Here is a 26656-nt window from a genome sequence, read left to right as displayed (position 1 = left end):
GTGCAGGCTGCTTGGCACCACATCACAAACTTTAGTGCAAATCCATTTTTTGAGCAGTTTATTGGGCGACAGGCAGGTTGTTCTGGGAGGTCTAAGTAATAGCTGCTATTGGCGGGACCTCGCGTTTTCTATCGACTTTCCCTCCGCAGCGACTGGTCCACTTCGCCTCCCCCCCATGAGCATAGTCATGACTGCTAAAAAGCGTGCCGCCCTGTCTTCCGCCAGTCGCCGAAAACGAAACGAATTCCGCAAGCGGCTGATGCAGATGGAGTCCCTCGAAGATCGCCGAGTGCTGGCGGTCGATGGTCTGTCTGCAGAAGGGGAGGCTCCCGCGCTCATAGACTCTTCGCTGACAGCCCCGATTCAGGACCAGCTCCTGTCGCTTCTCGGTTCGCTCGACCAGGCCGCCAGTTCGCTGGCCTTCAATTCGACTCTCAATCAAGACATTCCAGGCACAGGACGCAGCCTGAACGATCTGCTCGACTCGGCCGACGGTAGCGTCGATCGCGACTGGGGCGACTTCATTCAGTTTGAACAGGTGGCGACAGACTACTTTTCTGCCTTTGATGCGTCCAGTCCACGTTTTGACTCTAGCAATACAGGCTTGAATCCCACAGCTTGGGGACTGCGCGATGCCATCCAAACACAGATTGACGTTGGCGTCGACGGTGGGTTCGTTGGCCGTGGTAGTACGCCCGCTCTGAGCGTTATCGGTGGAAGCGATGCTGCAGGCAAGCTCCAGTTTCAAATCCTAGTAGCCGCCGATGCAGACACGCTCGTCACGCCAGATCTAAGTGGCCTGGGCCAAGCGTGGAATGACTTGCATGTTGATTTCAACTCGGGTGTTCAAGTAACTCAGCACACGACAGCAGATATCGACCTGAAATTTGGCGTGGATATGAAGGTTCCTGAAGGGGTCAACCCCTACTTCAATCTCGACAATTTTGCGATAGCTACCTCTATTGACGCAGCCGGAAAAACCCTCGACTATTCGATCGGCGATGGCGTCGTAACGGGTAATATTGTAGCAACCGAGTACTCGGTCGGCGCGGATGTCAATATCAGCATGCCTGGCGCGGGGCCGCTGGCCGATCGCATTCTGGTAACACCGGCTGCTTCCAATCCGCTCAATATCGACTTGCCGTTTGACGACCCGCAGCTATTCGGCACCACGATCGCCGATGCCAGAGCAAAGTTCACGGACACGAACGTGCTGGACACCTCGCCAATCCTATTGGATCCGCTCAGCAACTTGACCTCGCTCGATCTCAATGTCTCGGGCAAGCCACTGATTGACGGACTGGGCAAATTGGCAGATTGGATCGATGACGCGGTCATCAACCATCCACAGCTTGCGACGAAACTGCCGCTGGTCAATCGCAGCCTGGCCGAAGTGCTAGCTGCGTCGGGGGCAACGCGCCAGTTCAGCGGAGCACAAGTAACAGATGTCACTTCGCCAGTCGTCGTAGACCAATCTAATCAATTCACAGTGACCCTGAACAAAGATGTTGCCAAGCAAGGCATTGCGATCGGCAATTCAGCGCGTTTTCTAGCCACCACCGGAGAGCATTTTAGCGCTACCGTTGTCGCAGTCAGAGGCAGAACGGTGACTTTGAGTTATCCTGCCTCGCGCGGCGATACACCGGACACCACCAACCCATCGTTCTCGTTCAACGTGGGTGGCAAGCATGATTTGTACGGCGGTCCTGCGCTCGATTCGGCAACAGACACAACTCTCTTCGGCGACTCGCTGCGGGCTGCCTTGGAGCGATATCAGCAGAGCGAATCCGATCCAACTCTGGGGCAAGTCCTGAGTGATCTTGCTGGGCCGCTGGGGATCACCATGACGGCTATCACACTCAGCGGCACGACCCTCTCGCTGACGTCGACGTTTTCACCAACAGTTTTGGACATTCCCGTGCGTCTGGACCTGACCGAGGCTGGGGCTTTGCCTGGGGCTAAAGGGCCGCTGGATGGTTTGAAGTTTGACGAATCGGGCGATTTCACGCTGCATGCCGCTCCGACGTTCAAACTGCCTCTGGAAGTGGACCTCAATCCCGCCACGGCAAGCGGAGATCGCCTGCGAATCAAAAGTGATGCAGCACATGAAGTGAGCATTAAACTTTCCGCCACACTGGATGATCCAACGATCGTAGGCTCGCTGGGATTCATGAAAGCGGTTCTGCAGGAGTCGAGTGCCAACAGCGGCGTCATGTTTGACACGACCATTGGTGCGAGCATTGAAAACATTGGTGGTACAACGATCAGCCAGCTCGCGCCCGACAACTATGCCTTTTTCAAGCCTGCGGTTGTTAGCGGCACCTACAACATTCCTGGATTGTCGCTGACGCCCGATCTAGCCGGCACGACAGGGAAGATCAACGTTAGCACTGCTGGCTCGCAAAGCTTCAGTGACTTCTCAACCCTGAATGGGTTGTCGACCAGTGGTACTGTCGTCGCTGGAGTTGCTACGTTCGAGGACTTCTCGGACCTGTCACCCGCCGACGTGCTGTCGATGGTTATTCAGCTCGGTGACTCCATCGACTCCGTGATGAGTAAGCTAGATGTTCCCGGTGGTATTCCGTTCGTGAAGGATTCCATCAGTTCGGTCGCCGGTTTTCTAGATCAAACCGAGAATTTGGCGAGCCAGCTATTCGACAAGGCGCAGTTGCAAGGCGAGCACGAGATTTCGGCAACGACGGGCGTATTGACTAGCGACGCCAGTTTCGTGCTACGCATCGCAGACAACGACCCCGTATTGGTAACGCTACATGCTGCCGCTACGAGCGACAATTTAACGATCAACGACCTGTACGACGACATCAACCAAGCACTGGTGAATGCTGGAGTGGGGGACAAAGTCGAAGCGGTGCGAGCAACTGGCACCGATGGGAACGCTAACAAGCTATCCATACGTCTGAAGAACCAATCTGCTGGCAGTGCATTTAGCGTTAGTACACTGCAAATCACTGGCTCAGCGCCAGCACCCAGCAGTGGTCGCATCGGTCAAGATGTGAAGCTGAATTTCACGATCGAGACGAAGAATAGCAACGACCCGCAGAGTGTAGCAGTAACACTACCGGCCGGGGCTATCACGTCGAATGCCACACTCGCCAATTTGGTGCGAGATTTGAACACAGCCATGGCGGTCGACATCGGTGATGGATCGCTGCTGAGCGATTTGATCGTCGCCCAAGCCGTCGATGGCCACATTCGACTCGCTGCACTCGATAGTACTACGCAATCACTCTCGGTCTCCGGCGGATCAAGCCTTGGACTGAGTGCAACGCAAGCCGAAGATGTCAATCCGGCCAACAGTGTACTGGGACTGGGTGTTTCACAAGTCGCGACAGCGAAACTGCGAGTTGCCAACGTGCAGGACTTGGTCGCTGTACTAAACGAAGTCTTACCGATTCTAAATGACACGTCCACAAGCACGTCGTTGGTTTACGACAGTGCGCACAAACGTATTACATTCGGGTTGGATCTCAATAAAATATACTCGAAGTCGATCGATCTGGATTTCTCCCAAGCCATCAACTTGGGCTTCGCCGATCTGAACCTAGCTGGAGGCACCGATGCGACCTTCGAAGCGAAGGCCGGTCTGAACTTGAAAGTGGGCCTCGATCTCAATCGAGCTGCGGCGGGCGAGTCGTTGACTCCAGCCACGCCACTGACTTCGCTCAACGGTGGCAAGGGGATTGCGATCCAAGTTGCCGTCACAGGCAGCGCGGTGCCCGGCATTTCAGCCCCAGGACCGCTCGACTTAAAGTTCGCGATCCATCGTTTCGGTGTCGCCACGCCTGAAAACGTCAATGTCACATTGACAGCAGGCGCGTTGTCAGACAATGTCTCGGCCGAAGATCTAGCCTTTGATATCGGCGACGCTCTGAAGGATGCTGAGCAGCCGATTCGAGCGACCATGAACGGCGACAAACTGATCTTGATCGCCGAAGACGACTCGATCAATCAATTGTCGATTCTTGCCGGCACGGCAGTCGCGTTCGGCTTCACGGCGGGGCAAGTTAGCAATGAAGCGGACTTGGACATCACTTTGGCCGATGGCAGCCAGCACTCTATTGCTCTCGACGGTGCTCAGACCATCGGCGATGTGCAGTCGAAGATTCAAGCTCCATTCGCTGGAAAAATTGCCGTAAACCTAGTTGATGACCGTTTACAAATCGTTGACCTGACCACGCCCGTTGATGAAAAACGCATGAGCATCGCGGCGGCTAAGAGTTCCTTTGGAACCAGCTCGGCCGCAGGCGGGCTTGGCATCTTGGGTGCCACGCTGGACGTGGACTCTGACCTGACCTCCGACTACGATGATTCGACCACTATTGAAGGAGAGCACCTGCTGCGCGGGTCGGTGGCGGATCAATTCTTCATCGATACCGACGGTAGTAAGGTTTCCGTCAAAGCGACGATTCTCGCCAACAATATCGATCTCACTGCCTCGCTGGGGTTGCTCGATTTGGGTATCGAGGGTGGCAAGTTCGGCGACGGTAGTACGACTGGCTTTTCGATCGATGCCATGCTATCGCTCCCCGACAATGGCGATTCAGATGGCTTGCTTAGATTGAGTGATTTTGGGCAAAGCGGCTTCAAGTCCGCGCTGGCGGGCATAACACCTACCTTTACCTACGGCGGCCAAGCGACTCTGCCGCTCAAACTCCCTAGTTTTATAACTACCGAGTCACCAAATATCACCTTGACGCTAGCACAGGGTACCAACAATCGACCCGACTTCGCCATTGCTGCACCCAACGTCGCCGAATTGATCGGCGATTTCAAAAGTCTTTCGCTCGGAGACTTGGCAGGCATGCTGCGTCTAGCGGTCGACATGCTGCGCGATAGCGACATTGCGGGACTCAATACGGATATCCCCCTGATCAACCAGTCGCCCAATGATTTGCTGGGCTTTACAGATGGGCTCCTCGCGGCCTCGGAGAAGTTGCTGGCCGGTGCTGACATCGATGCGATTAAGGGACTGCGCGACCAATTCAAAGCGGCAATCGACCTGGTGGACGCAACGCCAGAACAGCTCGCCAAATTGACGACGGCATTTTCGGGAATGTCGCGCAATGTTGATCCAGTTCAGACGTTCACGTTGCGGTTGACCGATGGGGCGGCGAATTCCTACACGACGGGAGTGTTGTCCAGCGAAGCCACGGCGCTGGACATACAAGCGGCTCTCACAGCCGCCCCTGGACTGCTCGGCAAAGTCACGGTGACGGGCAACGCGGGCGGTCCGTACGAATTCACGTTCGACAAATCGCTCGGCAATGTAACACTCGATTCCTCCAGCGAATCGGGTTTAATACTGCAATTGGAAACGACAATCGAGGGTGTTGCCAATACAACGGACGAAGTGCAAACGGGCGAATTCCTCAAGTCGAACGGATTGGTAGCGTCGCTGCTCAATCTGAAATCGACCCTCGACGAGTTGACCGCAGACAATGTCGATGTCAGTGCTCTGACCGGCCTTATTGACCAGATGACCGGCGGTGTTGTTTCAACGGATAATCTCAGCGACTTTCTCACAACTCTACTGCAAGACAAACTAGGCTTGCCAGATGGAAAAGTTGGCGTTGAATTCATTGACGCAGATAGCGTCAAGCCCGGATTTCAAGCCACGTTAAAGCTGCACCTGGATATCAAACCAGAAGTAACCAAGAACGTCGGCTTCGATTTGTCACTCGGCGACTTCGGACCACTTTCGATCGGCTCCGATGGGAATATCAACATTATCTTCGGTGGAGATATCAACCTCGATCTGGGCTACAATTTCGCATCGCTAACACCCTATGTGTTTGATACGACTAATTTCGCGATCACGGCCAAAATCAATTCTAACGTAGGCGTAAGCGCTGGAATCGGTGGGTTTCAAGCTGGATTGACTGGTACGGCCACGCTGGGCAAGGTCGGTGATCCGGATTCGTCAGCCAGTATTGGCGTGTCGGTAAAATCGGCCACGCCCACCGATGGCAATACGATTGGTGCCATTCCCATTCGTCAACTAAAGGACGGCGGCCTCAAGAACACATTCGCGTTCAACCTCGATGGCGAGGTCAACGCCGACCTCGACGCCTCGCTGGCGGGTACCAACATCGCTGACGCGATCCAAGTTAATTACGACTTGAGCAATGCGATCAGCGGTGGCACTCCCACGATCGACTACTCCAATCTCACGACGGGAGTCAACAACTATCTCAATAGCTTGACCGATTTGAGCAGTATGAGCCTGGATCAGTTGATCTCGGGCACGCGGACGGTTCTGAACGTCATCGAATCTGGTATGACCTCAGATCTGTTGACCGCCCTGCCGTTGATCGGTGACGGCGTCGATCTCAGCGCTAGCTTTGTGGGTAAGCTTCAAGCCATGGTCGATCAATTTGAGACGCTCGTCAATTCTACCGATGAGAGCGTAGACAAACTGGTCGGCGAGATTCAGACGTTGATCTACGGTGCGCTCGGTCCTGCGGGTGCGAAAATGCTCGAGCTCAATCCGCTGTTCCACGATGACCCAAGTGTTGACAATGCGAATGAAAAAGCCGACAGCCGCGACGTGGAAGTTTCGATCACGCCGTTTTCCTCGGCGAAGATCAACGAAATGGAGTTCTCGATCAATCTGCATCTGAAGGGCCGCGACGAAATCGACGCCAATTTCGATCTAGGACTCGATGCGGTCGCCTTTGAATTCAACACCAGCGGTGGTGTCGAGCTCGCTTGGGACTACGACTTTAATTTCGGCTTCGGCATCAACCTCCGCGACGGCTTCTTCTTTCAGTTGAATCCCAATACGAAATTCGATACAGCCGGCTTCTCGGACGGTAGCGGCGGTACGCCGGAGATCCTGCTCAACGCTGAAGTCAATCTGAAGAACGGAACCAAGCTCAACGGCGAGCTGTTCTTCCTGAATCTCAATGCGCAAACCAATAAATTGGAGGATTACAATCGCGACGGCATTCTCAACAATGGTCTGACCGGTATCGATCCGGCTACCAAACTGCCGCAAGGTCCCAAGCTGAACGAGGTGCTCGACCAGATCGACTACAATCGCGACGGCGACATGAATGATCTGCTGACTGAAAGCGATCTGAATGGCGACGGCAGACTGTCGCGCGGCACGGGCCTCAAGGGCCAAATCTTCCTGGATTTCAACAAGCCGGATGGTAGTACAACGGAGAGCAATCGCCTGACGCTTGGCGACTTAAAGAGTGGCTCGATATTCTCGGCAGGCATTCGTACGGAAGCCTACGTGGACATGGCCTTGTCGGCTGATACCGACGCATCGTCCCTTCCTAAATTGAGTGCGGACCTGACCGTAGACTGGGGGCTTTCCTACACGACGACCGCTGGTTTCGTCGGTGGCTTGCCCGACATGGCCTTTCACGACGTATCGCTCGATCTTGGCAGCTTCTTTGAATCGATCGCAGGTCCCGCCTTTGGTATCTTCGAGAAGTACATCGAGCCAGTGCGCCCAGTGATCGACTTCCTGCGAGCTGAAGTGCCTGGCTTTAGCGATCTGTCGACCAAAACGGGTGGACCCGCGATCACCTTCCTCGATCTAGGAGCTTTCGCCGGCGGCTCGAGTAGCCAAGTTGCCAAAGCTAAGAAAGTACTCGATACCTTAGATAAAATCTTGGGTGCGGTAGATACCATCAAGAAGTTTGCCGACGCAGATGGATTGATTATCAACTTCGGTGATTTCCAACTCACCGGCACGCCAACTCCGGTCCCCAGTGAATCATTGGGAAGCAATCCCGCCGTTGGCCATACAGTTGGGCTTGCGCATGCGTCTCGCGCGGGGAGCGTTTCGATCAAAGCCGGTGGCGTGATCGTCAACAGCAAAGACTACGATGTCATCTACGGAAGAGACGCAAGTAAGAATCCAATCACGACGATCAAATTCCTCAAGGCCCAAGTCGGAGCGATTGTTGCCAGCTATAGCTACACGGCCAACAAGGTAGACGTTACCGATCCTAAGACACATGTGAAAGCACCCGCCGCCGTAGGTGGTGCTAATGGCAAGATCTCGAATGATGTGTTTAACAAAATTGGCACAGCAGGCAGCTCGGGCGACAAGGCCAAGAACACAATGTCGACGCTCAAAAAGCTCAATCGCTCGGCAGACGATGGGGGTTACGGCCTCAAGATCCCCTTGCTGTCCGATCCGAGCAACATCTTCAAGCTCTTTACCGGTGAAACGGCCGACATCATCCAATGGGACATCCCCACGCTGGACCTCAGTCTGCCGTTCAGCGCCCGATTCGGGCCGCTCATCCCACTCCCACCTGTCTTTGCCAAAGTCGGTGGTAGCCTCGACGCCAAACTCGATTTCTCGATCGGCTTCGATACTCGCGGTATTTCCGATACGGGCAATTTCCTCGACGGTTTGTACTTCGGTGATCGCGCGCAGGTTTCTACGGGCAATGACATTGATGAAGTCGCTTTCTCACTCTCTGTGAACGCGGGCGTAGGTGTCGACGTAGGACTCGCGAGTGTCTATCTGGTAGGGGGCGCGCAAGCCGATCTGGCCTTCAACTGGAATGATATCGACGGCGATGGCAAGCTCTACCTCGATGAACTCGCCAGCCTGGCCGTGCTGAAGTCATCGCCGAATATCCCAGGAGTCTGCGTATTTGACGCTCACGGTAGCGTCAGTGCTGAAGTGAAAATTGATTGGTCCGTCGGCGTAAGCATCTTCGCTATCAGTGGCTCGATCCCGATCGTCGACATCAATCTGCTGAACTTTAACTATACCTGCACCGATAGTATCAATATCGCCACGCTGGGATCCGACAACAGGCTGGTCCTCAACGCTGGACCCAACGCCAGCGCTCTAGCCTCCGGTGCCGATGGAAATGACGCCGAGTCGTTCGCGGTCACTCAGATCTCCGATGGCGCTATTCAAGTCACCTACGATCTCCCCGTAAACGGGGCGACCGTCAAACTGCGCAAGACATTCAGCGGCGTTCAGTCGATCTATTTTGATGGCGGCGGCGGCAACGATTCACTCATCGTCGATCCAAGCGTTACGCTACCCGTAACTCTCATTGGCGGTGCCGGTGCCGACACACTCACCGGTGGCAGTGGACGCAATACGTTTGCAGGGGGTTCTGGAGACGACGTGCTGACCTCTGGTGCAGCCAACGATACCTACCTGTTCGAAGACAATTGGGGAGTGGATACGATCGTCGATGCTGGGGGTACGAGCGACAAGTTCGACTTCAGCGCCGTCACCAGCAATCTTAACGCCACCCTGGGTAGTCTGTCCGTGACCAGTGGAAGCAACGAAGTGAAAGGCGTGGGGGGCGCTCCCGTTTCGGGAATCGAAATCATCGCCGCCGGCTCGGGCGTCGATACGTTGGTCTCGACCGCCGTCGTCGGTACAGGGAGTGTGAACAACTGGACGATCGGAGGCGTGGGCTCAGGAAATATCAACGGGCTGCTCCAATTCTCGCGCTTCGAGAATCTAACGGGCGGTGCTCCTGACGACCGTTTTGTTTTCGCCGGCGGAAGTCTAACTGGCGCGATCGATGGGGGGGCCGGTACCGATACGCTCGACTACTCGTCCGTCTCGCAACCAGTCACCGTCAATCGAGCCGCCTCGACAGCCCCGCTGATCGCCTCGTTCTCACATATCGAAAATGTCAAAGGTGGCACAGCAAGCACGGACCTGCTGATCGGTGCCAACTCCGTTGCCAATTGGTCGATCAACGGCATCAATAGCGGCTCGATCGATAACAACTTTCAATTCAGCAGCTTTGAAAACCTGACCGGCGGCAATCAGGCCGACAAGTTCTCGGTAGCCGCCAATGGCTCACTCACGGGTAAGCTACTTGGTTCAGCAGGAGCTGACCATGTCGATCTCTCCGGAAAATTGACTTCACTAACTGCCACGATACAAGGACTCAATCGTGGCCGAGTCGTCGACAGCAATCAGAGCTTGATTGTTGATTTCGATAGCGTTGAAAATCTGACGGGTGGCGGTAGCAACGACTTCATCGACCATTTTGTAGTCGAACCCTTGGCCGGTTTAAATGGAAAGCTCGATGGCGGTGGAGGCAATTTTGATCACCTCGACTACAGTCAGTGGAGTACTCCCATCACGGTCAATTTGACCACGGGTACGAATAATCAGACAGAGACCGTCGTGGGGACCGTGGCGGGGATTGAGAATATAACCGGCGGAACGGCTGGCGATACGTTGACCGGCAATGCTTCGGGCAATCGTATTATCGGCGGTGGTGGTGCGGATAAGATCGATGGCAAAGCGGGTAACAATCTGCTGATTGGTGACACCGCCGAGATACTGCCCACCAGCGGCGGCTTCTTGCCGATCCTGGCGACTACCGCGTCGATTCGAACCCTCGAAGACTTCGCCGATAACGATACGATCACAGCAGGCGATGGCAACAACATCATCTTGCCAGGCTCTGGCGACGATCGGGTTACGACCGGAAATGGCAATAACTTTGTCGCGGGCGACCAAGTCCTGTTGACGCTGTCGGGCGGTCAAGTCGTCGCGATACAGAGTAAGCAGACACCGAGTGGTGGCAACGATATTCTGACGGTCGGCAGTGGCAACGATGTCGTCATCGGCGGCAATGGTAGCGACACCATCACCGACTCCGGTGGACGCAACGTGATCATTGGCGATCGCGGTACGGTGCAGTTGCTCAATGGTCTGCCCACCCGAGCCTTCAGCGACTTGTCCATTCAGGCGGGCGACGACAAGATTACGACCGGCGGAGGCATTGATGCGATTATCGGCGGTGGCGGCAACGATACGATCACATCGGGAGTAGCAAGGGTCGTGGCGGTGCCGGGAGTCGGCAATGTTACCATCGCTGCTGGCGCAGGAAACAACTATGTCTTAGGCGATGATGGCACGATCAACTTCGTCAGTGCATCGCCAGTCAATTCGTCCTTGAATCTCTCAGGCTTTGACGGCAACGATACGATCACCACCGGTGCTGGACGAGATATCATCTTTACTGGTAACGGTGACAATACCGTCGAGGCAGGCGCCGGGAACGACGATGCCACCGGCGGCAGTGGCATCGATTCGCTCAAGGGGGAAGCGGGTGATGACTGGCTAGTCGGAATGTTGGGCGATGACACGCTCGACGGTGGACTCGACAACGACGTCATGTTCGGTGGCTTGGCCATTGGTTTGCGTAGCAACTATCGACTCGGAACCGACGACTTCACGCTACCCCCCGAGTTTGCCACTTGGGAGGCGCTTTATCCCACGGGCTATACGCCAGCTATTAACATCACACCCGCGATCGTCGGTGGCCTCTCGCGCGATGGAGACGTTGGTGACGGTCGTGACACTCTCGACGGTGGCGATGGCAATGACGTAATGTTCGGCGGGGTCGACGTTGACGTACTGCGCGGCGGAGCGGGCGTGGACTACGTAGATGCCGGTTCCGGTGCAGACCTAGTCGTCGAGGGTGGCGATGGCGACGATGTAGTGCGCGGTGGTGCTGGCGACGACCTAGTGAAAGGTGGCCCAGGGATCGATCAAGTCTACGGCGATGACGACGATGATCGCCTATACGGCGAAGCAGGTACCGCTCCGGCCGGAGATGCGAACCCTGCCCATGCTATCCAAAAAGGGCAACGATTGGTTGGTGGCGATGGGCGAGACACACTGTATGCCTATGCACCGGAGATGAGCTCTCTGACTGAGTACCGAGCGCAGAACGACTACGATGGTGATCAACTCTTCGGCGGTGCTGGCGGAGATTACTTGCATGGCAATGCGCGCCAGGAGGTTTTCGATGGCGGTAGCGGCAATGAGTTCATCGCCGGGGATGAATTGGTTGGCCCGAACTATCGCCCCCACAGCCTAGCTGGGCTCGGCACAGAAGCTGACGTCGATGGTGCCGATGACATCATCGTCGGCGGTAGCGGAGAAGATCAACTCTACGGCGGTGGAGGCAACGACACGATTTGGGGCGGGCTTGGCACCGATTACATCGATGGCCAACAGGGGAGCGACACGCAATATGGCGGTAGTGGTATCGACATGTTCGTGTTGTCCACGCACCTTGGTAATGATGGACATCTCGATCCAGGTGCTGACACCATCGACGGGCACTACGGTAACGTGGCTAAGGGGGATACACCCGACGATAACGCGACCGACATTCTTGTCATCGATGGTACTACCGGCAACGATACAATCCTGCTGGGCCAAGTCGATAAGAAGAGCACGGTGCTTGTCAACGGACATCTCATGCCGTTCAACATCGTTGACAGTACAGGCAAACCGGCAGTCGAACAATTCCGTATTTCTGGATTGGCTGGGAACGATACGCTGGGCTTTGTGACCAAAGATGCTCTGGCTGCTGGCGCTCTGGCGTCGGTAAACATTCCAGTTGGGTTTGGCCCACTCGATCTCTCCGCACTGGCAAATCGTTCGCGTGATTGGGTCGCCGTGTTTGATGGCAACAGCGGCAACGACAAACTCATCGGATCCGATGGACGCGATCGTTTAGACGGTGGCATCGGCGACGATACTATCTGGGGTTTTGGCGGCGACGATCGGCTGTGGGGTGACGGTGGTGGTGGTTCGACTCTCGACGAAGACATCCTATACGCTGGTCAAGGCAACGATGACCTGATCGGCGGCCAAGGTACGAACCGTTTGTACGCTTGGAGCTTTGATCCGCAGCCCGCCCTCGTTCCTCCTGGCACTTCGGCAAACTACCCGGATCGTGGTTTCGGTGTCTTCGTAGACACGGACGGAAATCTCTTCAACGACGACGGCGACTTGAACGACAATGGCATCTTCGATCCAGACGATAATGTTCCAGTTGGCCCGGTTCGTGCGGCTCGCATCCAAGAGACCACGGGCTTGAACCGTATGTTGGGTAGCGAGCGGAGCGACGATCTGTTCGGTGGCACCACCGTCGACTTCATGTACGGCAACGGTGGCTCGGATGAGTTGTATCGCGCTGACGGCAGCACGTTCGAATCGATGGATGGCGGCGACGCGGGGGATGCTTGGAAGGAATACGCCAAGGAGTCGGATCAAGTTTGGTATATCGGCGGCACCAATGCAGCGGACCAAATCAACGTAGACTTTGTCACCGAGCCCGGCCTACTGGCCGATCACCATTTGATCACGCGCCTGACAGAAAACGGGGGCAATTTCAGCTTTGCGGCTCAAGTTCGCTTGGATTTCAGTGCTACTGACGAGAAAGGCAATCCGGTTTGGAATACCGATGATTTGCAGTTCAAAATGGATCAACTGCGCGCGGTCACGAATCCAGACCAGCGCGGCGATGCCTTGGCCCAAGCTGCGGCTGCCGTAGAAGCGGGGATCACTAGAAGCGAATTGATTGCAAAATTGTTGCCCCCAGAGGGTGACTTCTCGGTGATCTTGATTGACGCCTTGGGTGGCAACGACAAGATTACAATTGGCCCCACCGTGCAAAAATCGGTCTGGATCGACGCCGGTGACGGGGACGATACCGTCACTATCCGTGGCGGGAATTCCATCCTGGTCGACAAATCGGAGAGTTCGACCGGCAGTTCCGATCCAAACAGCACCAATCCACGTAGTCGCAATGACGTGCCGCAACAGGCCTTCCATCTGCTCGCCCCCGTGGACGGCGTCGACGCATCCTTCGATGGCAAGCCATTAGTTGGCGGAGTGGTGCAGTTCAACGGACTTTCGATCGATAGTCCGAACGATGTCGATTGGTATGCGTTCACCTTGGCCAATGCGGGCAGCGTGCTTGGTTCCATCAGCACGGCCAGCGGCTCGCCGATTGACGACTTGAAGCTCGAGATTTTTACAGCCGCTCAAATTGACCTGCTGACTGGACCGAAGGCTGGTGAAGTACCGCTGCTCCAAGTCCCTTCTCCACCACCAAACTTCACTCCGACGGGTGACTCGGCCAAGCTCACGAATTTGTCTGCGTTAGACAATGCAAATGAAACGTACTATCTGCGAATCACCAGCAATACGGTCCCCACGCTATACGACCTGCGATTCGATCTCGACGGCGGCGCGCTACCATCGACCTACCCACAGATCGAGATGTCACTTCGCGCAGATTCCGAGCGCCGCGATGTGATCCTCGGTGGCGACGGCGACGACATTTTGCAAGGCGGCCCCGGCGAGGACTGGATCTTTGGCGGCCCAGGGAATGATGTCCTCACCGGTGGCAAGGATCGTGGTGCCAGCGACTTGCTCTTCGGCGGCGATGGCGATGACACCTTCCAGATCATCCCCGACGCACTGCCACTGTTGGGCAATCAACCCAATACCAATTTTGATCCTGCCTCTCAGACGTACATTTCGACACAGAGCGATCAATTCATCGGCGGCGATGGTACCGACCGCGTATTGTTCCTCGGCGGCGATCTCGACCGTCGCGGCTTGCCCGTCCCCGACTACGCTGCCATGCGTTACAACACGGGACTACACCGCTATGAATTCACCAGCCTAATATGGGACATTGGCAAGCAAGAATTCGTGACCACTACAGACTACCTGGGACGCGAGGTATACGAACAGGAGTATCTGTACTATCAAACTCGCGATGTTGAAAACACGGAGATCGTCACCAACGATGGCGATGACGTGTTTCATGCCGACCCCGAGTTCAAATTCCTGCCGATCAATTCGCCGCTGATTCACCGCTATAGCTTCGATGGCAACGGTGGTGACGGAGCCATCATCACCGATTCGGTTGGTGGGGCGAATGGAGTTCTGCGCGGCGACATCGGTGGAACCGTCGAAACCGCTCTGGGCGGCGGCATTGTCAACCTGCGCGGTGGGGACTCGGCCACATCAGGCTACGTGGATCTTCCCAACGGGCTGGTATCTGGATTGAAAGATGCAGCATTCGAGATGTGGGTCACTACGGATGAATTGGTACAAGGTAGTCGTTTATTCGATTTTGGATCGTCAACATCGGGAGAAATTCAAGCACCCGGAGGAACCTTTAGTGGCAATATCAATGTCTCCCTTGATGTAGACGCACCCTACGTATTTACAGGTGCTTCTGGCGACGCAACAGCAATAGACCGGTTTAATCACAGTATATACGCGCGTCCTATAACGACTCAGGACGTCGAATCGACCCAAGCTCAGTTTTCCGTGGACGTGCCGGGTACGGGTAATCTTGACATCGTTTTCGACGGGCGAACGTCAACGCTTTCGAGCTCATTTGCTTTGAGCGGAATTCGAATTGAAAAGGACAACTCCGGATCGTTCGAGCCGTACGCACTGATTGATGTGCAAGCATCAGGCGGAATGGCGGAACCGGGGGCTGTTGTTGCCAACCAGCTCTCGAATCCTGGCCTTGTGGCGACAACCGGCGATACATTCGATTTTGCGATTTCGGCGGTTGATCAATTTGGCGTAGCTGTTGGGGGACTATCTTCTCGCGATCGAGGCGGGTCGAACGCGCAGCCACTTACCAAATTAGGCGTAGACTTTTTTGGTACCAATAACGGCGTGATACGCACCAGTTTCGCATCGCTACCAGCGGGACGCTACCGCATCACTTCCTATCATTCTGACCCATTGGCTAACTATGTCAGCCCGACAAACGAACCTCGCGCCGACAATATTCGAGTCTTTGTGGGAGCGGACGCAAGTCTGCACCAAGCCGTAGAAGTAGTTCACCGAGGCAGCGCTGGTCCGAATTTTGTGCAAACGCCAGCAGCCCTGACGCCCGGCACGAAGCATCACGTGCTGGTTAATTATTCGAGCGATCCAACACCCGTAGCAGGCGCTGACGGATCTGTCGAGATCTACATTGACGGTATTCGCGCCGTTGAATCACCCACCTTCACGACTTTGGCTGAACTTGGTGACGTAAACAATTGGCTCGGTCGATCAAGTTTTTCCAATCTTCCGAATTTCAATGGAAAGATCGACGAGTTTCGGATTTACAATCGTGTACTGACGAAGGCACAAGTCCAAAGCAGCTTTGCGCTAGGCCCTGACACGAGCTTAATTGGAGCAACACATCCCGATCTCTATGAAGAATGGGGCATTGATCTTGGTGATCGGGAACAGGGAGCGCCGGAATCGTCGCTACGAATCGATGGTGGCGATGGTAACGATGCCCTGTTTGGCGGTGCCTACGCGGACAACATCAACGGTGGTGCCGGAATTGATTATGTGGTTGGTGGATTGGGAAGTGACAAGATTGATGCTGGCAGCGGCGATGACACTGTATTCGGCAACGCGCCTGTTGATTCAGCTTATCTCGCTTACCCATATCAGTCGGTATTACCGGCGGAGCTCGGTAACAATAGTTTTCCTTCTGAAGCCTATGAGTCCGCATTGGCGAAGCCGTATCAGAGTAAATTGCTTGCGCCTCGCAAAGGTGCAAGCTTAGTTTCGTTGGTTGAGGCTCCCGCCGACCCATTGCTTCATTACTCATTCGACACTGCGTCCAATCTCGGCTTGGACGACACAGGCAACGGAAACACAGCACTAACACCTAATGTTAGCTATGGAGCGTCCGGTGTTTCCGGCGGTGCGGCAGTGTTTAGTGGTCAATCGTCGGTCGTTCAAATCGACAAAGCAAGCTTTACTGCGGGAACAGAGTGGACAGTCTCGGCTTGGTTCAAAAATATCATCGATACATCGGCTGAAAACGTACTCTTCAACGACGCTCGTGGTTTTAACAATTTTGTGACAATCAACGGCGGAACGAACAATCTCGGGATGTACACAACATACAGCGGTGGTTTCCGCGATAGCAATTTTGACTTGGTTCCGTCGGACTATGCCAACCAATGGCACCAGCTCACTGCCGTCCGACACGACGGTGCTATCGACTATTACCTCGACGCAAAACTCGTTGGAACGGCTGACCGTCCAGGACGTGATACGCTGAAGTATATCGGGAATTTGGCAAGCAATAACCAGTTCGCTGAGCAGCTCGACGAGGTTTATATTTACGACCGTCCATTGACGACCGACGAAATTCAAAATCTGTACCAAGCACCACTCCGTACCGTTGCGAATTTTCAGTCAGATATTCTTGGCCTTGAAGGCGTCGACCAAAGTGAACAGCTTTCGTCTCTCAATCCGATTGGCGACTTCAACGCAGACGGCTTGGAAGACTACATGGCCACGGGCGCAACCAAGAGCTATGTGCTGTTTGGCCCTGTGGATTTGGATGATCTGAGCAAGGTGTCGGATGTTGCCAATATCGTTATTGACAATACGGCGCTCGGACGCCCCGCCAGTGGGCAAGGTGATATCAATGGCGATGGCTATGCCGATTTGGCTTTCATTCTAGAGTCTGGCGTCGGCTCTTCGGCAACCACGCTGGCTCGCGTTGTATTTGGCGGACAACAGTTTGATCTGCCTTTAGGCGGACTTGGTCTTTGGCCTCGCAATTGGAATCAATCATTCGTCGACAATCAACTCACGACTTCCAACAGCCGAAATATCGCTTTCAACAACATAGAGTTGCTGGCTACGCCCGCATCGACTCTTTCGATATTGCACTACAACGCTGACAAATATGCGGATCTGCTTGTTTCGGCTCCGGAGATATTCACTGGCGGTAGTAACGCGGGCTATGTCTTCTCGGGAACACAGTTGGCTGCGGGTGCGGTAACTGTTAGTAACACGATTCTGAACTTTGTACCGTCATCCAAAGGGTTGACAGCGGGGACCGGCTTCGCGGCTCAGCCCGTGGGAGACATTGATGGCGACGGTGTCGACGACGTGGCGTTCGCTGATAAGAGTGAACTGACCATCAATACGACACAGTATACAGGAGCTTTGGGCACCGCGACCGCTCGGATTGTAGGATTGGGCGACTTAAACAACGATGGTTTCGACGATTTGGCCGTGGTTCGCGCCGACAAGATTGAAATCTACTACGGTTCACAATACTTGTCGCAATTGTTCACAGCGTCTGCAAATATCTCGATCGCTGGTGACTTCCTGTTCCCGATGGCTGGCGACTTCAATGGCGATGGCGTCATGGATTTGGCAGTCGTCCAGGCCAGCGCTGGCGACAACGATGCCGTCAAAGTGATCTATTCGATCGCATCGCAGGGAGCGACCGTTTCGTTGTCCAATGCTAATGTTACCGTTCCCTTCTCAGGGCAATTTGCAACGTCGGACAAGTACCTCAACTTCGACAACGACTCCGTCAGTTTGCCGTACGAGGTACTCAACGGCAAGCTGAATCAGACTCTAACGTTTTCCGCCAAGTCCTCCTTTAAGAGTGGGCATCAATATGCAGCAATCCTCGATGGTTGGAGCACTTCACCAAACGGACATGGTTTGTGGGTCGGCTTTACTTCGCCAACCACCGTGGGCGTTATTCTCAACGGTGACTTTCCAAATTGGTCCATACCCAACTCGAGCGATCGGCTCCATGACTTCGCCGTCACGATCGATAGTGCACATCAGAAAATCGAACTGTTCGTTGACGGAGTTTCGCGCGGGACTAAAAACATTGGTGCAGCTGCCATCCATATTTCGTCCGGTGGATTGCAGCTGGGGCAAGATCAGGCCGGAGTCAATAGCGGCTTGAATCCTGCCGAGGCCTACTATGGTGGACTCGACAATTTCGCGATCTGGTCGACTGTATTAACCTCAGAGGAGATCAGTCAAGTTTCCACAACCGGTATCATTGGGGACGAATCAACTCTCGCCAACTGGTACAAGTTCGATGAGGCTACGGGCACCGTCGCGTTGGATAGCAAAGGTGGCAAGAACGGAACCTATGGCTCAGGAATTTTTGCACCCGAGCGAATCTCCTCGTTCGACGCCTTGGGTGGTGCCCTCATAGCCCCTGGGATCGATCTCAACGCCGATGGCATCGACGATCTTGTCATTCCCGCCGGTTTAGCCACCAACCAAAATGGCCGCACCGAAGCTGGCCAAGTCTACGCCATCTACGGTTCGCGCGGGCGGATTTCTTTACCGGCTAGCTACGATGTCCTAGAGAATTTTTCGGTCGCAGGGAGTGGTTCGTTTGTTGTCGATCGCGGCACTGGGCGACCAGAATTGTTCAACGAGGGAGGCGAGCCGTACGAGATTACAGCCAACCAAGATCGCTGGTTCCAATTTACAACTCTCGGTGACGGCAAAGCGGGCAATGCGATTCAGGTCCATGGCAATGTTGCCATCGAATTGACGGACGCACTTGGTGGGGTGGTTGATCGACGCGCGCATGCTTCGCTAAACATCTTTGACTTGCGAACGCTGGAAGCAGGCACGTACTACCTGCGGGTCATTGGGGGCAGCACACCGCAATCGATCAACATTGAATTCGATGCCCCTATTCGCGGGCAGACCCACGAGACCAGCTCCCATCCAGACCGCGATGTGATTCACGGCGGTGATGGCAATGATACACTCGTTGGCAATCAAGGCATCGATCGCATCTTTGGCGACAGTGGCACGGACACCTACGTGGCCGAGCCAACCGAGATCCGCGATCGAGAGACCTTTGAGAGCAGTACCGCTCCCGCGATATCCGAGCTGACGTTTAACAGTCTGGAGCCCGTGCTCGATCCGATTGTGGACGTACCGAGTAGGTCATTGCGAGCGGCTATCAACACAACGCTCGGAATTGGAGACCAGTCGGCTGTATTGCGCGCTACCCAGGTAAATCAGATTCAAACATTGGCTTCTGCAACAGCGATTGACCTAACCGGAATCGAGCAAGCCACCCATCTCAAGACGTTGGATTTATCGAGAGACGCGGCACCTGTAGCTCTCGCGCCAGTGCTAGATACGTTTCTCCTGGAATCGGCTCAAGGTCAAAATTTTGGTGCTTCTCCAACCCTCTTGATTCTTGGCACCGGCGGATACAGAAGTTCTGCGTTTCTCAAATTTGATGTTTCAACCTGGGATCGAGTCACCGATAACGTAACACTGACGATCTATCACACTTCAATCATAAGCGGTTATCAGGATGTTCAAGTAGTGGAATCCAAGGCCACTTGGGACGAAAGCACGCTGTGGGGCACGATCCAAGGGGGCGGTCCCAACGGAATCGTTGATCCCACCCACCTCGACCAGAAAAGGCTTAGCGATTCTACCCTCGGTAAGTTTGTGGACTTCGCAATTCCTAGTAGTGTTGTTAACCGCTGGATTGACTATCCCGCCTCTAACAACGGCATCCTGCTAAGGAGTGTCAATCAGGTTGGGGACAGTCCGTTTGACATTACCATCAGCAGTAGAGAAGGCGCTCACCCGCCAACACTTACTCGCGCCACGAGCGACAGCCTTATCGATCTGAATACGTTGATTCCGAGGATGTCAGAGACGGGAGAATCCGTCGGCAATCCAAGGCTCGAGACACTCGACTTGACCAATAGTCCAACCGTGACGGATATCACGCCACTAGGAAGCCTGAACAAGCTGACGAGCCTAGAACTTGCAGGCACCAATGTCGATCCGGTTTCGACTTCGACTCTTGATACGCTGAGAAAATTGGATCTCGATAGGCTGGCGTTGCCGACGGGCGTATTGCCCGCTGACACGGATTTGGCTTTTCAACAGGGCGACACCGTTAACTTGCCGTTCGCGATAAAGACGTTAGGCTTTGCCGACAATCAGTTTGTTGACTTGGGAACATCACAAGCATTAGGGAATCTTACAAACGGCTTTACAGTATCGGCTTGGGTGAAGCCTAGTTCTCTTTATGCGTATCAACAAGTAATTGCATCGAAGTCAACTGGCGGCTGGAAATTGGGATTGTTCAATAATGAAATTCACTTTGGTCGAGTCGGTCTTCAAGACTATTCCAGTACCTCCACGCTGCCGCTGAACCAGTGGTCGCACATCGCCGTCACGATGTTACCCAACAACGGTGTGCAATTCTACCTCAATGGAGTAGCAGCCGGTACTGTGGCAGGCAGTAGCCCTGTAGTGACGACCACTACCGGTTTTGCGATCGGAGCAAGAACAGCTAACAATTCGACCACAACTGAACAGTACCATGGATCGGTCAATGATGTTGCCGTTTGGAATCGCGTTCTATCTGCCAGTGATTTGGCAAAGGTTGTCGCGAACAACCCCGCAGCTAGCAGTTCTGGGCTGATCGGTTACTGGCCGCTCGATGAAGGTACAGGTTCGAAGGCCGCTGATTTAGGTCCCAATGATTACAATGGGACAATCCATAGCGCAAGCTGGAAGTCTGATTCGTCTGTCCCCTGGACGGTCACTGGAGACGTCTCAGCCAGTGGATCGTCATCGCCCATTGACTTGACGGCTTCGAGTCTCGGAATTGGTGTTGCGAACGTCAGAAATTTCAAGTTCCCAATCCTGGTCACTCCGGAAACGAATGTCGCACCACTCATACCATCGGTGCCGAGCTTTGACCCAGCTCAGGCTGGGGTCGCGATCTACGAAGGCCAAACACTCTCGGTCGGTACGCCGGTGCTTGGCTCGAACTTTCAATTGCCAGTACACATTGACGGCGTGGCAGGAAGCGGTGGCACGATCACAGTCACCGATGGAAATGCCGCCGATATAGCCAATCTAGTTTCTACCGTCACCGTCACAGACCCGCTCGGCATTCAGACTAGCCTCGTTCACAACGCAATTGAGTTCAACAACGACGCGCTCGCACTATCCAAGCGTGCTCTCGATGGAGCTACCAATCTGACAACCACCTTCTGGGCGAAGACGAGCGAAATCAGCCGCCAAGTCATCTTGAGTGTCGCAAACTCTTCGCAACTCAATGAATTCGTGATCGAGTTGCTCGACCCGAACGAACTACAGTTGACATCCAACGGGCAAACGGTCACTTGGAGCGGACTGCCAAACCTCGCCGACGGCAGCTACCACCACATCGCGATTTCCCGCAATTTGAAAACGGGCGAGGCAGAGCTGTTTGTCGACGGCGACCCGAAAGGTAAACAAGATCTGAGCAACCAATCGCCGCTGCACGTCGATGCTGGAGGATTGATTGTCGGTCAATCGCAATCTTTCGTTGGCGGGGGGGGCGATCCGGGGACTGCCTTCGTTGGCAAGCTGGATGAGCTGGCGATTTGGAATCGTGCCTTGAATTCAACAGACCTGAAGAAGGTGCTGCTGGGGCAGATCGATACGCGTGACAGCACACTGCGGCTCTACATGCCATTCGATGAAGGGGCAGGCACGTTGATCGCCGATCGTGGGCCACTGGGGCTCGATGCGACGGTACCGTTTCCTTCAAATCTGGTCGTGCAGCACGAGTATCTGCTCAATACATCTTTGTCCGATACTCATGGCGGTCCCCCCCTGGTCGGCGAAGGATCGATCACTTCGACGGGATACGTCTTCGGAGAGGGACAAGGGCCCAGCCTCAGTGGTGCGGTCGATCCTGAGACGTACGAGATCCAAATGGAGTTTAAGACCGATCTAAATAACAGCGATGTGAAGCTGATCGATTTCAATAACCTCCAGGAGTCTGATGGCATTTACAGCCGCAATGGATCGCTGTACTTTTATGGCTATGGCGCTACCTTTTCTCTCCATGGCCCAAACAGCGCACTTCCCGAAAACACTTTTCACCAGCTTACGATCCGTCGCGATGGGAATAGCAAACTCTTCGAAGCCTTCGTAGATGGTGTTTCGCAGTTCTCATACGTCGACGTTGATGACAATGCAGTCTTCGACGGACCGAACGCGATTATTCATTTCCTGAAGTCCAATTTTGATAATAGTTACCGTCCATCGGGCACTCTTAAATCCATAACGGTGTTAGGAGTCGCTGATCCGCTTCGAAATGGAATTTGGACCGACGACTATGCAACCGCTGCCGCTAGTCCGCTCAAGCTGGTCGATAACGGCAAGTACACGCTGACTGTCACAGCCTCGGATGGTGACGGTGGGTTTGCCGAGTCGGAGACAACCTTCAACGTACTCAACGTGGCTCCTTCGCAAAACGTCGCGGCGTTCAGCCTGTCCATTGACGGTGGTGATTTTGTCGGCGAGACGTTTGCCTACAATTCGACGAGTTTTGTCGACCCAGGCTCGCAGGACAAACTGTCTTACCTGTGGGAAGTCACCAACGACAACGGCGATCCGATTTTGACATCGGACGCAAAAGATTTTGAATTCGTGCCGAGCTATGCAGGACATTACGAAGTCTTATTGACGGTTACGGATTCCGACGGTGCGGCGTCTCTGCCAACTACTATGGCCGCGTTGACGATCCTACCCGTCGTGAAGGTTGCCCTCGACACGCAGTTTGTGGCTTCGGACGACAATCCAAATCCCACGCCACTGGTTGAAGGTAGCGTCGTGCGGCTCAACGCGGACCAGTCCAGCCCTGTTGCTCCGGCCGGTTTGCTGCGTGGTACGGATCAAACCGTCACGCGGACCTATCTGTGGTCGGTAACTCGCAACGGTGCTGCGATACCGCTGACCGCTGATGCGGCGGCCGCCCGCGAGCTGGCGTTCTTGCCGGTCGAGCCCGGCGACTATGCAGCCACGCTCACCATAACCGACTCGTTCAAAAAGGGCACGGGAACACCAACTACGATCGACAGCAGCAATACCGAAGCATTCTCTTTTCATGTGGATGCCGACGCGCCCATCTCGATTGTCTCACCGGCCGACAGCGTCGAAGGGGATCAGCTCGTGTTCTCTCTGGCTGGCCTCCCCGCACTCGACAATGCAGCCACTCGCACGATCGAGTGGAGCGTCAATGGGGTCGTCGATATCAGTTCGACCACGGATTCGTTTGGCTACACGCCGACTAATGACGGAAGTATCACGATTTCAGCCGTGGTGACAGACAAGCTACTCGCTACCGATTTTGTTCGCGCCGCGCCGGCTGCCAATGTCACCGTTTACAACGCCAAGCCGACGTTGGTCGTCAATAACTTGGTAGGCAATGAAAATTCGGAAATCACCCTGACTGGCAGCTATCACGATCAAGGCATTGACGATGCACACATTGTCTCGATCGATTGGGGCGATGATACGAGTCCTTCGGCCCCCACTGCGGCAGATGGAATGTTCAGCGCCAGCCACACTTATCTCCAAGACAGCCTTGGGAAGACGGATGGAGTGTACAAGGCGATCGTCAGCATCTCCGACGGCATCGCTACTCGCGTGCAGAACGTCTCGGTCACCGTTCTGAACGTAGCTCCGCAAGCTAAACCCGACGAGCTGGCGACTACCAACGAGGAAACGCCGAAGACTTATGCTGCTGCACTATTCCTAGCGAACGACACCGATGCGGGCACGCTGGATACGAAGACCATCACTGCCGTATCAGCCTTCTCTCTGTTGGGTGCCAAGCTGACCCTCAACGCAGACGGCAGTGTTACTTACGATCCGAGCGACAGTGCGCCGTTGGACGCACTGGCCAGTACGGGGTCTGCGATTCAGATATCGGCCAATGACAGTTTCAGCTATACGGTCAGCGATGAAGCCGGCGGCTCGTCCACGGCGACTGCCTCCCTCAGCGTAACAGGCGTCAATGACGCTCCCGTGACCAAGGCCGACGCGATTTCTGTGCTAGCCAACGAGGTATCGTCATCCTCCCTAAACCTGTTAGTCAACGACTCCGATGTGGATAACGGAAATGTGTTGACGCTTGCTCAAGTCAACGCGAGCATCACTAAACCCGCGACCGGAGTGTACGGCACGCTCACATGGCAGTCGGATGGAATGGTAGCCTACCAACCAAATTTGGCCAACTCCGCTGTACTCGCACTACGAGAAGGTAAGACGCTCACCGACAGCTTCACGCAGTCTGTCAGCGATGGCACGACCAGCGTTCAGTCGACGTTGACCGTCACCATTCACGGAGTCAACGATGCACCGCTGGCTGTGGACGACGCGCCGGCAGGAATTGCTGCCAATGTCAATTTTGATAGTGGCCGCGACAGTTTGCTAGGGAATGACTCGGACGTAGACGTGTCCATCGATCCGATTACCGGGAAAGTCTCTCCGGATCAATTCACCGTTACCGCTATCGAAGGCAATGCGGACTCCGTGGGCAAGCAGATAAGTCTTCTGCCATCGGGTGCACTGCTACAAGTCAACGCGGATGGCACCTATGCCTACGATCCCAACGGGAAATTCGACTACTTGCCGCTCGGCGTTTTGGCCACCGATTCGTTTAGCTACACCATCAGCGACGCAGTGGGTGCCACCAGCACGGCCCACGTTACCGTCACGATCGACGGCACCAACGAAGCTCCGACCAATTTGACGCTATCCAACCAGAGGATCTTGACTACCGATACGCTGGTCGGTGGCTTCACAACTCTCGATCCCGACCAAAACGACACCCACACGTACGTACTTATCGGTGATCCTAGCGGAGCGTTTGGTATCAGTGGTACAAACTTGGTGGTGTCGAACCCTGGCAATCTCGCTATTGGTACTCAGTCGATCGTTGTGCGGACGACGGACGCAGTTGGGCTATTCATCGATCAAGTCATCAATGTCTTAGTCTCAGGTGCACCGACCAGCGGTGTTGTCGCATTGCCAGCCAATGCGAATGACCTCGTCTTTTCGATCACCGTCAGCGGAAGTGATGCGAACGACATTAGCGGCATCAAAGAGTATCGTCTGTACGTAGCCCAGGATGCAGGCGAGTTCCAACTATTTGCAACACTGAGTCCAGATGCGTTGACGACGGAGTTTATCGCGACCAGCAATCACAACTACTTCTTCCGCAGCATTGCCGTCGATAAGGCGGGCAACGTAGAATCCAAATCGGGCTCCGACACTCAGATCAGCGTGGGCGACTTCAACCCACCTGCAACGAACGTAGTCAGTGCGGTTCATACTGCGACGGGGCTGTTCAACATTAAGTTGACGGGGCAGGATAGCGGTGGCGGTTTGTTGGTCTTCTTTGACACGTTCGTTTCCGTGGACGGCGGTGTGGCACAACGAGTCGGTTCTTCTGGTGCCGGCGTGAAAGACGGCAACGGTGATTACTCGGCTTCCATCAGCTACCAAGGTAGAACGGACGGTCAACAGCACACGTATCGCTTCTTCAGCATCGGTCGAGATTCGGCCAGCAACATCGAGGCGGCTCCCAAACGGATCGACGACGTGTCGGTCACGGCCACTTTTGCAGATGTCGGTTTGAGAGCCACGGGAATTGACGTGCAACAGGGGGCTGCCGAGCGCTCTTACATCCGCAACCTAGACATACTCTTCAATACAGACGCTGGACTCAGTGATCTACTGGCTGCGGGGCGAGTCGCGGTCGAGCGCTTTGGTCTGAACGCAACGAATGTTACCGCTGGCACCGGTAGTGCGGTAACCGACTTCGACGTCGTCAAGGACGGCACTCGACTGAAGCTGGACTTTGGAGCCAACGGACTGACAGACAACGTATATTCGCCAGACGGCGACGGATTCTATCGCGTTTTGGTCGATGTCGACGGTAACGGCAGCTTCGCCGATGCCGTGGACGGACTCTTCGGATTCTATCGAATCCTGGGCGATGCCAATGGCGATGCCGAAGTCAACGCTGCGGATGTCGCACTGATCAACAGCCAATCTGGTCAGTCGGGAGCCAACCTGGACGGTGACGTTGATGGCAGCCAAACCGTCGACGGTACTGATGTTGGATTGGCTCAATATCGAAACGGAGTGCAACTCAGTGCGGAACTCAAAGATTTGCTGGACGACTAAAGCCAAACTCTAATTACAACCATACTTTTCTCTTTG

Annotated in this window: 1 protein-coding gene; it reads left to right on the top strand. The window is 54.7% G+C overall.

The genetic code is table 11. The features are described from left to right. Positions 1 to 187: 187 nt before the first annotated feature. Positions 188 to 26620: a LamG-like jellyroll fold domain-containing protein gene (locus Q31a_RS21580; protein WP_145082467.1), complete on the top strand. Its 26433-nt coding sequence runs from the start codon at positions 188 to 190 to the stop codon at positions 26618 to 26620. Positions 26621 to 26656: the final 36 nt, after the last annotated feature.

This window comes from Aureliella helgolandensis (assembly GCF_007752135.1).
GTDB lineage: Bacteria > Planctomycetota > Planctomycetia > Pirellulales > Pirellulaceae > Aureliella > Aureliella helgolandensis.
This window is presented reverse-complemented; position numbering and strand designations above follow the sequence as displayed.